Source organism: Amycolatopsis sp. FDAARGOS 1241 (assembly GCF_016889705.1).
Taxonomy (GTDB): Bacteria; Actinomycetota; Actinomycetes; order Mycobacteriales; family Pseudonocardiaceae; genus Amycolatopsis.
Genome location: NZ_CP069526.1, coordinates 4948713 through 4962815 on the forward strand (window position 1 = coordinate 4948713; position 14103 = coordinate 4962815).

The window sequence follows — 14103 nt, forward strand, 5'->3', positions numbered from 1 at the left end:
GTTTCGACACCGGCGTAACCCGCGTGACGGCGACCGTGATCGCCACATTTCGGGCATTAGGCCAGCTTCCGAACCCTTGACTTTATTATGATCACTTGATCAGTGCTTTACAATACCTTTGGCTATTTCGATTGTTCTTCTTACCACTCGAGCCAATGCGGGCAGCGTCGTAATCCGTTTCTGCCGGTGATCCGATGAACACACGAACCGCGTTCATTCCATGTCATTCGCGCGTTACCCAAAGGTTCACCTGGTACGCCCTGCTGATTCCATGGAGCGTAGTTAGGTTTCTTCAAGCCGCAGATCACATCAGAGGTTCAAATGCACGAATCCGCTCATGATACGCGGAGATCAACACCTGTTTCAACGACGCCGTCGCCTGCGACGGGCTGGACCTCGATGTCGCGGAATGCCACGTACCCGGTCTGGTCAAGGGGGACGAGACCGGTCCGACGGCACCGCGACGAGTGTGCTGCTCGGTTGCCGAGGCCGATCGTGGCGACCTGGAGACCTCCAGTCGGTGTGCTCTGACCGGCTGGGTGTGCCGGCTCAACGGCACCCCGGGTGGGCGGCAGGTCGCCGATGGTCGCGGACTTCAGGAGGACGGCAGCTTTCACGGTCCGTGTCACCGCGGGTGATGCGCCCGACCCTCTGTGGGAGTTCCGAATGTGCCAGTTCGGCGCTCTGGACGATCTGCCGGCTCCGGTGGAAAGGGATAGGTATGCAAGTTACGAGACAACGCAGAGAACGCTCGGGCGCCCGGTTCGGGCTCTCGCGCCGGAACGGCCAACGGCTCCGCATCGTGGTGGCCGGTCTGGCCGGTGTTCTCACGATCGGCACGGGAGTGGCTGCCGCCACCACTGTGCCACTGGGCGACAACCAGGTCGGCACGCAGTACCGCGACGGGCTGCAGGTCTCCGACGACCAGCTCATCAACCCGATCGGCGCCCGGTTGATGACTCAGTTCGGCAAGTTCATGGGCTCGACGGTCAGCCCCGACGGACGGTTCCTCGCGGCGAGCAGCACCGACAAGTCGGTGGCTCTGCAGGTCTTCGACCTGAAGAGCTACAAGCTGATCTGGACGGTCGGCACCGCGTCCGCGGTCAACCAGAAGCTCTCCGACGGCTCCGTCGGGCAGGAGGGGCCGACCTACTCGCCGGATGGCAAGTTCCTCTGGCTGCCCGAGCAGGACGCCATCACCCGGTTCCCGGTCAACGCCGACGGCACCCTCGGCACGCCGACCCGCTTTCCGATCCCGACGTCGGGCACCCACCTTTCGGGTAACGACCGCAGCACGGTGGCCAACTCCGCGCTGGTCGGCCAGCTCAAGTACGCGCCGGACGGCTCCACCCTGTACGCCGCGCTCAACGGGCAGAACACGGTCGTGGCGCTCAACCCCACCACCGGTGCAGTCGAGCGGACCTGGAAGGTCGGTATCGCGCCCCGCGAGCTCGCGTTCGTCGGCAACCAGCTCTACGTCAGCAACGAGGGTGGCCGCCAGGCCCAGGCCGGCGACACGACCATGGACTCGTACGGCACCCAGGTGCCCGCCAATGGCTACACCGGCGCCTCGACGACCGGCACCGTCAGCGTCATCAACACGGCGGACCCGGGAGCGGCGGCCGGATCGATCGCGGTCGGGCTGCACCCCACCGCGATGTATGTCAAGAACAACGCGTTGTTCGTCGCCAACACCAACAGCGACACCGTCTCGGTCGTCGACACCACCAAGGGTCAGGTCGTGCAGACGATCGACACGAAGCCGTGGCCGTCGTCCAATGTCGGCTATGAGCCCACCGGCATCGCGCTGACCGCCGACGGGCACCTGCTGGTGACCCTCGGCCGGGCGAACGCCGTCGCGGTCTACCGCTACGACGGCGCGCCGCAGCAGCCGGTGAGCTACATCGGCCTGCTGCCGACGGACTACTACCCGTCGGACGTGGCGACGGTCGGTGGCCAGATCGTGGTCACCAACACCCGTGGTGTCGACGCGCTCGGCCCGGCCATCACGACGTCCAAGGGACAGGGCACCGTCCCGGTGACCGGCCACGACACGCACAGCACCACCGCGTCGCTGACCCGTTTCACCATGCCGAGCGACAAGGACGTCGCCGGCAAGTACACCGACACGGTTTTCGCCCAGAACGGCTGGGGCAAGAACGACGTCCAGCAGTCCAACGGCGGCAAAGCGGCGGCCGTGCCGGTGCCGTCCCGGATCGGCGATCCGTCGACGATCAAGCACGTCTTCCTGCTCATCAACGAGAACCGCACCTACGACCAGATCCTCGGCGACATGAAACAGGGCAACGGTGATCCGACCCTGACGCAGTTCGGTGCGAAGACCACGCCGAACCAGCACGCGCTGGCCACGCAGTTCGGCCTCTACGACAACACCTACGACCCCGCGACGAACTCCGCCGAGGGCCACAACTGGCTCATGGAGGGTGACAACCCCGAGTACACCGAATCCTCGGCCGGCGAGTACCAGCGCAGCTACGACACCGAAGAGGATGTCCTCGGTCACCAGCGTGCCGGTTTCCTGTGGACCGGGGTCGAGGACGCCGGCAAGACGGCCAGGAACTACGGCGAGTTCGAGTACATGGAGGGCAAGCCCTCCGGCAGCTGGCAGCAGTACTACTGCGCGGCCACGAGTGTCCAGAACGGTGGCGATGCCGGCCAGCTGACCACCCCCGCGCTGAAGGGCAACTACGGCTCGGCGATCCCGTCGCTGAACGCGATCGCCGACCCGCAGTCCCCGCCGTTCGACCTGTCGATCCCGGACGTCTACCGCTACCAGACGTGGAAGCAGGACTTCGAGAAGAACGGCCCGGCCAACTTGAACATGGTGTGGCTGTCCAGCGACCACACCGGCGGACCGACCACACCGGAGTCGGGCGTGGCCGACGGCGACCTCGCCATCGGCCAGATCGTCGACACGATCTCGCACAGCCAGTACTGGAAGGACTCGGCCATCTTCGTGGTCGACGACGACAGTCAGGACGGTGCCGACCACGTCGACGGACACCGCGCCCCGGTCCAGGTGATCAGCCCGTACGCGGTGCACGGCAAGACCGTGAGTACCTACTACTCGCAGATCAGCATGGTCCGCACCATCGAGCAGATGCTCGGCGCGCAGCCGCTCAACGAGAAGCTCGCGGCGGCCACGCCGATGTTCGACGCGTTCACCAACAAGCCCGACTACACGCCGTTCACCGCGGTGCGGAACCAGGTTCCCCTCACCGAGGGCATCGCCACCGCGCCGTCATGCGGTCTCGACACCCTGGGCCAGACGGGCGCCGCGGCGAACGCGCTGAACAAGGCCGAGGCTCAGAAGGTCGCGGTACCGGCGGACATGCAGGCCACCGCCGCCGCGTGGCAGACCTGGCTCGCCGGCCAGCACACCACCGGCAACGGGGCGATCCCGGACTACTCGAACCCCGAGCAGATGAACCGCTACACCTGGTACCAGACGCACCAATGGAAGACGCCCTACCCGGGCGACACGAAGATCTACCCACCGAACGAGGTGCCCGGCGCCTACCTCCCCGGCCCGGACACCAACTGACGAGTCAGCAGTAACAACTCGACAGCAGCACGACGCGACTGCCCGCCGGACATCCGGCGGGCCGTCCACGTTCCGCCCGGTCTGCCCGCTGATCCTCGACCGGCTCGACGAACACGGCAACCCCAGCCTCCGATCGGACGCTCTCACCGCGATCCAGGTCGGCAGCGCCGTCGCGATCTCCGCGCCCGCTGGTCGGGAGAGCCTCCGACCCCGACGCGGCGACCTGCGCCCGACGCGGGCCGCCGCCGCGCACGTGGCCTGCGTGCCAGCACCCACCACGTCGGCATCAACACCGATTTGCACGTGCACCCATGACCGCTCAGATCATCGACGAGCGCAAGACGGCCCACGCCCTCAGGGCCGAGGGGTGGCCGAAGTCGTCGTCTTTACGGACTCCGGCGTCTCGTACCGCCTCGCCACGGTCTTCGGCGACGACGACGGCGCCCCTGACTACCTGCGTCCGGCCGAGCGGCCGGATCGCCGAGGAGCTCGACGTCGCCTACGAGCAGGCGCTCCTGCCCGCGACTACGCCCCGGCGCACGCGGCCGGCCACCATCGACCGGCAGCATCGGGACGCCGCCGTGAGCGGCGTCCCGATGCTGCGGCCTCTGCCCGCGCAGATCTCCGAGGTGAAGGTCTCTGATCAAGCCGGTCCGGACACCGAGTGCCCGGCGCTGGCGCGCGCCGTGCTCCAGCGCACGCAGAACCCGGGTGCGCCCCGACGGCCACAAGACGGTCATCTGCTCGTGACCGGCGCCTTCCCATGAGCGAGCCGCCGGCCTGGCCCGACGGCCTCACCGGCTACGAGTACACGGACCGGGCCGCCCGCCCACGGCCGCCGCCACAGCGCTGCCGCACGACACAGGCGACTCACAGCGGCGCTACCGCGTCCGGCACCTCACCGGCACCAACGGCAAGGGCAGCACCACCGGCAGGGCCTCGGCCCCGCTCCGCCACGCCCGCCTGCGCGTGGGCACCTACCCCAGCCGACACCTCGTCGCGGTCGGCGAGCGGGTCCTGATCGACGGGCGGCCATCAGACCACCTCGACGAGGGCCTGCGGTGCGCAGCGACCGCCGCACAGCGCTGTGGGCTCCGCCCCAGCTGGCGAGGCGCTCACGGCGGCCGTCTGTGGTGCTCCGCGGTCGAGCAGGTCGACACGGCCGTGGTCGAGCTCGGCACGCTAGGCAGCCGGGACACCACCAACGTCGTCGACGGGGCCGTAGCCACCGCGACCACTGTGGAACTCGACCACACCGACGTCACCGCTCCGACCCGTGCCCACGCCGCCGCGGAGAAGGCCGAAATCGTCCGACCCGGCGCCACGCTCGTGCCAGGCGAGCACGATCCCCCGCGGCGAGAGATCGTCGAGACCCGCGGCCGGGCCGCACCCCTGGTGGCCGGGCGTGACCCGCTCCTGCAGCACCACACCGCGACCGCGGCCGGCGCCACGGTGGACCTGCGCACACCCTGGTCCTGTGCACACCCTGGGCGCACCACACCGCGCCGGAAATCGCCGCAACCGGTCCGCACGCATGCGAGAACACCCTGCTTCACCTTGCGCGCCACCGAGGCCCTGCGCGGCGCCCTGCTCGGCGCCCTCTGCCGCGTCCGGTCGTGCAATCAGCACTCGCCGAGCCCGGGCCCGCCCGCACATGCCGAATTCCCAGGCACCGATCCCGCGCTGGTGCCGGACGTGGCCCACAACCCGGCCTGCGCCGCCGCGCCGCGGGCCACAGCGCCGAACACTGGTCGCCGGGCCCGCGGACGGCGCTGTGCGCAATACTCGGCCGGCGTACCCCCATGGCTTCCTCGCAGGCCCTGTGGGCCTCATGGTGGCCGCGGCCCTGCCCGGCACCCGCGCGCTGCCGCCCGAGGCCGACACCGCGCGCACTCGGCGCCCGCACGATCTTCGGTCGCCCACCGGTCGACGCACTCGCGCCGGCGGAGCAGAACACCGGCCCCGACGGCACCGTCCTGCGTACCGCGTCCTTCCAGCTCACCGGGCCAGTACGGCCAGCCCGGATGGGCCCGCCCTCGCTCGTGGTGCAATAACCGTAGTCCAAGACGTTCTGCAGCACCGCGTCCCCGCCCAGCACGTGGCCGAAACACCGGTCGTGGTCGACGGGGTGGTCGGCAGCCGCAGCTCGGCGGCCGCCGGCCAGGCAGCGTAGACGGGGCGCCCTTCTTACCGCCCTCCGCCAGCTGCGGCTGCGGCTGCGGCTGCGGCTGCGGCTGCGGATACGGATACGGATACGAGATCACCCCGCACAGCCGCCAGTAGCCCTCGACCTGCCTTGAGGTCTGCCGGCTCCGGAGGGCGGCAGACCGGTGCGAGCGAGTCAGGCGGCGACGTGGCACCGGCAGGTGATCCTTCTGTGTGGCCTGGTCGGCCGGAGGCGTTTTTCCGGGTGCATTGCCCGCCGTAGCGGTTCGGGCTACGAGTGGGGGTCGTCGACCTTGAGCTGGGCTCCGGGGTCGGCGACAAAGGCGACCAGGAGCTTGGCCTGTGCCGTCGAGCTGGTGTTTTCGGTGAGGACGTGGTGCGCGCCGGGCGGCTCGATCCAGTTCTGGCCCTGGCGGAAAGTGGTGACGGGTTGGCCTTCCAGTTGACTGCGCACGGTGCCTTCGAGGACGTAGGCGTAGACGAACGCGTCGCCGTGCCGGTGCGACGCCGCACGTGCGCCGGGCGGGAAGGTGACGATCACTGAGGTGAAGGTCTTGCCTTGCACATTCGGCAGGGCCTGCTGCAGCAGCGGGGTCAGGGTTTCCGTGGGTGGCTGCGATGCCGTGGCGGGCGGCGGAGCCGTGGCGGCGGTCGGGGTCGTCCCCGGGGCGGGCTGGTCCGAGGCGGCGCAAGCCGTGGCGCCGGCCAGTGTGGCGACGGCCAGGAGGCCGCCGGCGATCCGCATTCCGATCATGAGAGGTCTCCTGTTCAGCTTTCCGCGACGCGGATGATCGTCTTGCCGGGGGTGCGCTTGCCAGGGGCCAGCGCGGCCGGTGCTTCGGCGAGTGGCGCTACAGCACCGACCGCCGGTTCGAGCCGTCCGTCCCTCAGCCGCGTGGCGAGGTCGGCGAGCCGGGCACGGTCGGGTTCGACGACGAAGAAGACGGCCCGCCCGTCCGTGGGCTGGACTTTGGGCGGCATGGCGATGGTGACGAGCGTGCCGCCGGCGCGCACCAGGGCGGCGGAGCGATCGAGGATCTCTCCGCCGATCACGTCGAACACGACGTCGACTTCGCCGGCGACCTCCAGCTTCTCGGTCTGGAGGTCGATAAAGGTGCCGACGCCGAGCGCGAGCGCCCGGTCCCGGTCAGCGGTCCGGCCGGTACCGATAACGCGGGCACCGACTTCGCGGGCGAGCTGTACCGCGATCGACCCCACGCCGCCGGCAGCGCCGTGGATCAGGACGGTCTGGCCGGTGGCCAGGCGGCCGTGGTCGAACAGGCCTTGCCAGGCGGTCAGTCCGGAGATCGGCAGCGCGGCCGCCACGGTGTGGTCGACATCCGCCGGCAGCGGTGCGAGATTGCGGGCCTCCACCGCGGTGTACTCGGCAAGCGAGCCGTCGCGGAACCAGTCGGCCATGCCGAACACCCGCTGGCCAACACTCAGGCCAGTGGTGCCGAAACCCACTTCGACCACGACACCCGACAGCTCGTGGCCGGGCACGCTCGGCGTCCTGTCCCGACCCGCGCGATCGGTCCACGTGGCCGACCAGTCGAGTTCCCCGCGGGTGAAACCCGCGGCGTGCACCCGCACGACGACGTCGTTCTGGGCCGCGCGGGGGTCGGGCAGGTCCGTCAGTGAGAGCCCTGCGATACCGGCGTCCTGGTCCCGAACAGTGATGGCTTGCATGTCAGTCCTTACTGGAAGGGTGATCGATCGAGCGCACCTGCCCGCGAGCGTTTCCTCGTCGTCACGTCGTGCGTTCTCAGCAGGAAGACGAGGTAGCCCTCCGGGCGTGACAGCTCAAAGGAAATTGAGTTTGTCAGGGTCGATGACCCCGCTGTACGCGGTGCTGAGACCGTCTCGGATCTGCACCGTGTCGACGGACTATACGCGGCCCTGCCGATGGAACACGAGAGCGAGCTCGCCACCCACCTCGACGAAAACGACGTGCTCGGACGCCGACTGGACCTGATCCACCTGCCCGCTGAGCGATATCTCGTAAGCCGCTGTGGGTTGGTTGCCGGTGATCGTCGATCATGGTGTGGCCCAGGTGATTTCGGCATTGCGGTCGGCGTGGATTGCCCCGTTCACGGGGTCGGAACCCGGTCGGTTCCGCAAGCTGGTGCGGGTCATGGCGAAACGTGGCGGTGACGAGACCGGTGGGCGACGGGGCGTCAGCGGCGTTTGACCTGGCCGATCGTGCGCTGCTGGTCGCGACGTACTGGCGGACGAACCTGACGGTGCGCCAGATCGGCCCGCTGTTCGGGGTGTCGCGTTCCGCGCACACCGGGGAAGCGACACGATCGCACCGCTGCGGGCGCCGGCGGCGGTCGGCAAGCGGCGAATCGACGCGGTCGCGATCGTGGAGGGCACGCGCGATCACCGGTGTGCGGCACCGTCGAAGAACTACGGGTAGTCGGTGAATGTTCAGATTGCGATCGACGCCGACACCCGGCTGGTGATCGCCACCGGCGACGCACATCGGGGCAATCGCGACGACCGCACCGTCTACCGCGACTGCGGAATCGAGCACGAGCCGGCGGGCGTCCGGTGATGGCCGACGGCGGCTACCAAGGCAACCCGGCCGTGATCATGCTCTACCGCACATCTGGTGACAGCAGCGATCTGCCCGACCGGCAAGCAGACCTCAACGCCGGTCACCGCAAGACCCGTGCCCGCATCGAGCACCCGCTGGCGCGGATGAATTGCTGGAAGATCCTGCGCCAGCACGCTCAACGACGCCGTGCCCGGCATCGCGCACCCGCACAACATCCTCCTCACCGGCTGATCCGCAACACCAACCCCACCAAACACAAACCAGTCACCAGACTTCCCCAGAGCGCGGCGCGAGCGGGTCGGTGGACCTGATCGAGCCGTCGGGGCTGGACAAGCCGGGCTCGACTGTCACGCTCTACCTGCTGCCGGCTGTGCCTCGCCGATGACGGCGACGCACCCGCGGCGGTTGGTGACTCCGACCGCGAGTGCGGGGTGTCGCAGACTTCGCGGGCGCTGGCGGCGCTGATGCACAGCACCCTTGCCCAGCACCGCTCGTCCCCAGCGCGGAAGCCGGATGGCGGTGATGTCCCGCTCCGCCGCGCCGAAGACGCTCACTTCCCCTAGCCGGTTGGGCCCCGTCATCCCGGACCATCGGGATGGGCGAGGTCGTAGGCACGGGAGACCTTCCGGGGGACCACCATCCGCCACGCATCCACGACGAACTCGCGAGCCTCGGCCGGGTCCAGCGCAGCCAGCTCCGCGTCGACCCAGTTGAACCGCATGTCCGACTCCGACGGCAGCCGGAACTTCCCCGGCTCACCGGCGACGAGCGCGGCCCGCTCCTCCTTCGGGAACGCGAAACCCATCACCGCCTCGTCAAGGGAGAACGCGACATAAACGATCTGCTTGACCCGGAACTTCAACCGGCCACGCACGTACACCGGGTAGGAGCGCTCAAGTTCTGAGCCCAGGGCACGGACATCCTCGATCACCGCCATGACACACCTCCTCACCCCGACGACGAGACTGCCAGATCGGCGCAGTGCACGGGGTCGCCCGCATCACCAGGGTGCCCCGATCATCAGGTACAGAGTGCCCACCGCGGCAACAGTTCGGACCCGCAACGTCGCACTCGGCGGCCAGCTATTGATGAGACGGGCTCGATTCAAGTGACTCAGCCGGAGTCCGCCGCGGCCGCATCGCAACTTCGGCGTGTCGCTCCGTAGTTCGACCAGCAGAGACCTCGCCCTTGGTGTCCCCGTTCGGGGACAGGGGTGTGTTCGCAGACCGCGAAAGGCGCGAGGATCGGTCGGCCGACCTACACGGTGCCCGCGCTGAAGCGGAAGCCGCGCGGATCACCGGCCAGGTTCGTCCGGCGGCCAGGCCCACATGGACCACTCGGGCCGAGAAGGAACCCGAAGGGCTTGGTCAGGCTCCCGCCGCCCGACGACAACACCAAGCCCGCATTAGCTGTCGTTGTTTGCTCGCCCACTGGCAAACTCGTCCGAATGCTCAGCCCACCAGCGGGCAATATCTACCCTGCGGGCAAACCAGACGCCCCCCTTGGCCTGGGCATACTCGATGAACTCCCGCAACGCTCCCGTACGTGCCGCCTGTCCCACCAGCCGGGGGTGGAGGCCGATGGACATCATCTTGGGACGACCCCGGGAGCCTTCCAGCCACAGTTCGTCAAAGCCGCGCTTCAGGTAATCGAGGAACAGGTTCGGTGAGCGGGTTCCCTGAATGTCGTTGTAGGTCAACGAGTAGGGCACCACGAGATGCCGAACACCGTTCACCTCGACGTAGTACGGCAAATCGTCGTTGTACGCGTCCGAGTCATACAGAAATCCCCCGTGCTCCACGACCAACTCTCGCGTGTTGATCGAGGGGCCGTAGCGGCAGTACCAGCCACTCGGGGCTTCGCCCCACGTCTCCTTGAAAGACTCAACAGCCTTCTTGATCCGGCCGGCTTCTTCCTCGCGCGTCAAGCGCCAGTGCTCTTCCCAGCGCCACCCGTGCCCGAGTAGGTCATGCCCGGCCTCCCGGGCAACGGACGCGACCTCCGGATTGCGTTCGAAGGCCACTGCGCAGCCGAAGAACGTGGCTTTGATGTCGTACTCATCGAAGAGGCGAAGCAATCGCCAGACGCCGACCCGGCTGCCGTACTCGTACATCGACTCTTTGGCCAGGTCCCTCATATGGGCGGGAAAGGCGTAATCCACTTCGGCCAGGCTGTCATTCTCGCCGTCTCCCATCTCGTGGGAGTATTCGGACCCCTCCTCGTAGTTCACCACGATATTGACGGCCACATTGGCACCATGGGGCCACTGCACCGCCGGTGCTTCTTTGCCGTATCCGATCAGATCTCGGCTCAGGTTGCTGGAAATATCTTTCATCGACCTCGTATCCTCACTGACGAAATCACGGTCGGCTCACCACGTGACGGGCGCAGCACTGTCCTCGATCGAACGGCGGAAACGCCTGTTCATTTGCCGGATCCGTGAAGCACCTCCAGGGGGACGCGATGGGTTTCCGGCACGAACAGCGCCGCCAGCGCCAAGCCCAGGTACATCACAGCCACGATGGCGAACACCCAAAACTCACCGACACCTTGCAGGAGAGAGCTGGCGACCAACGGAAGCAGCGCGCCGCCCACAAAGCCGGTGTTTACGACGACGGCCGTTCCGAAACCACGGACTCGGGTCGGGAACAGCTCTGGCGCCCAAGTCCAGATGGTGGTGTTGACGAGCAGTACGAAGATCTGGAACAAGAAGCCGAGCACCAGGATGAGCGTGTCACCTTGAGCGAACAGAGCGAAGGCGAGAACGCCGGCCGCGCCGCAGACCGAACCCAGACAAACTACGGTCCGGCGAGAAATCGCAAATCCGCCGTACGAGGCGATCGCGCATCCGATGAGGCCGCCGAGGTTCTGCACCATCGTGAAGGCCACGCTGCCCTGCACCGAATACCCTCGGTTGACCAGCATGATGGGCATGAGCAGGACGACGCTGAACTCGGCACCCCACGCCAGGAATGCCGCGATCCCCAGGGCGATGGTGCGCCGGCGAAGTGGCCTGGTGAGCACACTCTTCAACGCCTGAAATGCGGAACGCTCGTGCTGCGCGCTCTCCGAGACGGCGACGGTCTGGCTGTCGACGTAGTGGTGGATGTCGCCACTTCGGAGGCGCAGCCTTCCGGTCGCCAGTCGCGTGAGAGCTTCGTTCGTCTTCTCGATCTTGCCCCGGCTCAGGAGGTAAGCCGGTGTCTCGGGTAGGTACCGCCTGAAGAAGAAAATCAGGACAGCCGGAAGGCCCAGCAAACCGAAGGCCCACCGCCAGGCGTTGTCGCCGGCGCCGACAGCGGAGGCGAGCGGGCCGATCACAAGCAACGTGTAGGCGTAGGCGAGGAACAACCCGACGCCCGCTGAGATCGTGTTGAACAGAGAAACGAATACACCCCGGACCTTGGTCGGGGTCAACTCCGAGAGGTAGGTGAGCCCAACGGCGATCTCGCCGCCGACCCCGAGGCCGGTCACGATCCGCGTGAGGCCAAGAACGGCCGAGTTCGGAGCCATCGCCGACAGTACCGAGCCCACGCAGTAGACCCCAAGACTGACGGCCAGCAGGCTCCTGCGACCCAGCATGTCGGCGATCACTCCGCCGCTGATGCCACCGACGACAATCGCGATGAGACTTACGGTCGAGAGCAACGCCAAAGTGGAGGCATCGATCCCGAGGCTCTTTTCAAGGGAGGGTCCCAGCGCCGAGAGAATGAGCTGTTCGAACACCTCGAAGAGCCCGCCCAGCACCACGAGGGCGAGCGCAAGATAATGGGTCCTGGTGAGTCCCATGTCGTCGATGATCTCACCGAGCGACCTGGGCTTTTGGCTCATGGCGGGCTTGGCGTCGAATGCCATGATTCAACTTCCTGTTTCGAGGGTTGCCGATTGTTCCTCAAGACACCCTTTTGGCTTGCGTTGACGGCCGCGAAGGCGAGGGGAAGGAGAACACGGAGACGAGGTCCTCGGTTCCGGTGTTCTCCAGCGCGTGCCAGGAAGCCGCCGGGATGAAGATGGCCTGACCTCGCTCGAAGTCCAGGACTCCCTGGTCGGTGTGCAGTCGACCCACCCCTTGGGCAACGTACATGACCTCGGAAGTGGCGTGCGCGATGGTTTCCGTCCGGGGCGCCCCTGGTGGGATCGTCGCCACTCCGAGGCAATTTTGAATCTCGGGGACGTTGGTTCCACTCAACAACAGTCCGTCAGCCGGAGGGTTCGCGGGATCCACGGTGACCTGAACGTACTTTCCCGTGACACTGTCGGTCATGCTTCCCCTTCGAGATATTGTCAGAGTCCTGGCCACTCGATCCCGGCTTGCCCGGGGAAGAGCTGTTCCTTGTTCAGGCGCAAATGATCCCGCATGGCATCCTCAGCACCCTGGGGACCATCGCTGCGAATTGCGTCGAGGATGCGCTGATGGTCGGTGATCAGCTGGACACGATTTTTGTGGTCCTGAAGCACGATCTGGTTGATCAAGACCCACAAGGGCTGCCGGTCGATCTCGACCAGCTCCGACGCGAAGTGACTGAGAAGGTGATTCGGGCACATTGCGGCCAGGTCGGCGTGGAAAGCCATCGAGTGATTGACGAAGTCGGGAAGCTGCGCCGGCTCGTCGATCAAGCCGATAGCCAGGTCAAGCTCGCGTTGCACCTTGTCCAGGTCAAGATCACCGGGACTTGCCGCAAGCAGACGGGAAACCGGTGGCTCGACCACCAGCCGAGCTGCGATGACGTGCTCGGGCGTTGAACCGATCTCACGCCCGGAGCGCTGGGACAGGCCCCGGCGCAGGTCCGCCACGTAGGTGCCGTCCCCGTGCCGCACCGTGATGGCACCGCTCAATTCCAGTGCAAAGAGCGCCTCACGAACGCTTGCTCTCGATACCTCGAACTTCGTGGCGAGTTCGCGGTCCGACGGCAGTCGAGCCCCCGCAGCCAGGCCCCCTTGCTGTATCTCACTCAGAAGCGCCTGAGCTACGCGCAAATACCGCCGCTGCGGCAGAGCTGACTGGTCTGACGACTGCATCCTGAGAGGTTAGACCAGTGCCTCCAGGCGCACAAGGGCCCTGTCGCCGGCTTGGCCAGGACGATTTGCCCGGCTGTATCAGCGAGCAGGCACTGGTAATGAAAGCTCCAAACACGAGGGCTGTCGGGGTACGGACCGTTCGTCCCAGCCCACCCGGCCGCGTTCACAGGCGACGTAGGTGGCGCCCAGACCGGCGGATGGCTGAATCCGGTCGGCGGGGATCGTCGGTATCCCACTTCGCCGGTTCCGCCTCGACACCGCGGACGCGGGCGACGGCGCCGTCCACGACCTGGACGATCACCTCCAGCCGTGGCCAGCGAGCGGGAGCGATCGGGAACCACTTGCGGTCGGCCTCCAGCTGCACCTTCTCGCCGGCGCAGGTCTCGCCGAGGTTCTTCTCGAAGATCACCTGGCCGTCCGCCAGCGCGCGAAGGTGAGCGGACGGCCATGCATGCGCTGGTGGAGAACGGTTTTGGTGCGCCGGCGAGGCTGCGAGCGGCAGGGCGGTCGGTCATGCCGGCCTCTCCCCCGGCACGGTGCCGTGCCGAGGGCGTGCCTGCGGTGCAGCGGGGCGACCATGAACATCCGCGCCGCTGTGGCGACAGTCCAGCTGTCCTCGACGACCAACCGGGCAAGACGCAACCGCGCCAGGCGGCGTCAACGCAGCGTTAAGGTGGGACACGAAGGCCTCCAGGTGGTGAAGCTGTTCCCCGACAGCTCCACTTCACAACCGGAAGCCTTCGCCGGCCTGCACGACAGACCGCCTCGCCTCAAGCGAGAACAGCGTCCCTGG

Annotated in this window: 10 protein-coding genes and 2 pseudogenes; 3 read left to right on the forward strand and 9 right to left on the reverse strand. The window is 67.2% G+C overall.

Annotated elements, in window-relative coordinates; all coding sequences use genetic code 11:
- Window positions 1-721: 721 nt before the first annotated feature.
- Both I6J71_RS24345 and I6J71_RS24350 read left to right on the forward strand, forming a co-directional pair.
- Entirely contained in the window at window positions 722-3565 is a 2844-nt protein-coding gene (locus I6J71_RS24345; RefSeq protein ID WP_204088975.1) for an alkaline phosphatase family protein, read from the forward strand.
- A 311-nt stretch (window positions 3566-3876) separates the two neighbouring features.
- A complete protein-coding gene (locus I6J71_RS24350) occupies window positions 3877-4332 on the forward strand; it encodes a hypothetical protein (protein WP_204088976.1) in 456 nt (151 codons plus the stop codon).
- Between the two features lie 1670 nt (window positions 4333-6002).
- Here I6J71_RS24350 and I6J71_RS24355 read toward each other — a convergent pair.
- Both I6J71_RS24355 and I6J71_RS24360 read right to left on the reverse strand, forming a co-directional pair.
- Entirely contained in the window at window positions 6003-6476 is a 474-nt protein-coding gene (locus I6J71_RS24355) for a cupin domain-containing protein (RefSeq protein WP_204088977.1), read from the reverse strand.
- 23 nt (window positions 6477-6499) lie between these two features.
- Window positions 6500-7420 (reverse strand): NADP-dependent oxidoreductase, encoded by a 921-nt coding sequence (locus tag I6J71_RS24360; protein WP_204088978.1) that lies wholly within the window; start codon window positions 7418-7420, stop codon window positions 6500-6502.
- 355 nt (window positions 7421-7775) lie between these two features.
- Between I6J71_RS24360 and I6J71_RS24365 the strand changes: the two are divergent.
- Window positions 7776-8522, forward strand: a pseudogene (locus I6J71_RS24365) (transposase family protein).
- 346 nt (window positions 8523-8868) lie between these two features.
- Here I6J71_RS24365 and I6J71_RS24370 read toward each other — a convergent pair.
- The 7 genes and pseudogenes from I6J71_RS24370 to I6J71_RS48750 form a co-directional block, all read right to left on the reverse strand.
- Complete coding sequence (locus tag I6J71_RS24370; protein ID WP_204088979.1) at window positions 8869-9228, reverse strand: MmcQ/YjbR family DNA-binding protein; 360 nt, start codon at window positions 9226-9228, stop codon at window positions 8869-8871.
- Window positions 9229-9696: 468 nt separating this feature from the next.
- Window positions 9697-10626, reverse strand: a complete 930-nt coding sequence (locus I6J71_RS24375; protein ID WP_204088980.1) for a polysaccharide deacetylase family protein — start codon at window positions 10624-10626, stop codon at window positions 9697-9699.
- An 89-nt stretch (window positions 10627-10715) separates the two neighbouring features.
- Window positions 10716-12146: an MFS transporter gene (locus tag I6J71_RS24380; protein ID WP_204088981.1), complete on the reverse strand. Its 1431-nt coding sequence runs from the start codon at window positions 12144-12146 to the stop codon at window positions 10716-10718.
- 37 nt (window positions 12147-12183) lie between these two features.
- Entirely contained in the window at window positions 12184-12555 is a 372-nt protein-coding gene (locus I6J71_RS24385) for a cupin domain-containing protein (RefSeq protein WP_204088982.1), read from the reverse strand.
- Between the two features lie 20 nt (window positions 12556-12575).
- On the reverse strand, window positions 12576-13310 hold the full coding sequence (locus tag I6J71_RS24390; protein WP_204088983.1) for a FadR/GntR family transcriptional regulator: 735 nt from the start codon (window positions 13308-13310) through the stop codon (window positions 12576-12578).
- Window positions 13311-13473: 163 nt separating this feature from the next.
- Window positions 13474-13719 carry a hypothetical protein gene (locus tag I6J71_RS24395; RefSeq protein WP_204088984.1) on the reverse strand — a complete coding sequence of 82 codons (246 nt, stop codon included), beginning with the start codon at window positions 13717-13719 and terminating at the stop codon, window positions 13474-13476.
- 94 nt (window positions 13720-13813) lie between these two features.
- A pseudogene (locus tag I6J71_RS48750) lies at window positions 13814-13992 on the reverse strand (leucine zipper domain-containing protein); the annotation flags it as partial.
- Between the last annotated feature and the right edge of the window lie 111 nt (window positions 13993-14103).

Coding starts and splice junctions, on each gene's coding strand:
- I6J71_RS24345 (WP_204088975.1), top strand. CDS start 722: ATGCAAGTTACGAGACAACGCAGAGAACGCTCGGGCGCCCGGTTCGGG.
- I6J71_RS24350 (WP_204088976.1), top strand. CDS start 3,877: ATGACCGCTCAGATCATCGACGAGCGCAAGACGGCCCACGCCCTCAGG.
- I6J71_RS24355 (WP_204088977.1), bottom strand. CDS start 6,476: ATGCGGATCGCCGGCGGCCTCCTGGCCGTCGCCACACTGGCCGGCGCC.
- I6J71_RS24360 (WP_204088978.1), bottom strand. CDS start 7,420: ATGCAAGCCATCACTGTTCGGGACCAGGACGCCGGTATCGCAGGGCTC.
- I6J71_RS24370 (WP_204088979.1), bottom strand. CDS start 9,228: ATGGCGGTGATCGAGGATGTCCGTGCCCTGGGCTCAGAACTTGAGCGC.
- I6J71_RS24375 (WP_204088980.1), bottom strand. CDS start 10,626: ATGAAAGATATTTCCAGCAACCTGAGCCGAGATCTGATCGGATACGGC.
- I6J71_RS24380 (WP_204088981.1), bottom strand. CDS start 12,146: ATGGCATTCGACGCCAAGCCCGCCATGAGCCAAAAGCCCAGGTCGCTC.
- I6J71_RS24385 (WP_204088982.1), bottom strand. CDS start 12,555: ATGACCGACAGTGTCACGGGAAAGTACGTTCAGGTCACCGTGGATCCC.
- I6J71_RS24390 (WP_204088983.1), bottom strand. CDS start 13,310: ATGCAGTCGTCAGACCAGTCAGCTCTGCCGCAGCGGCGGTATTTGCGC.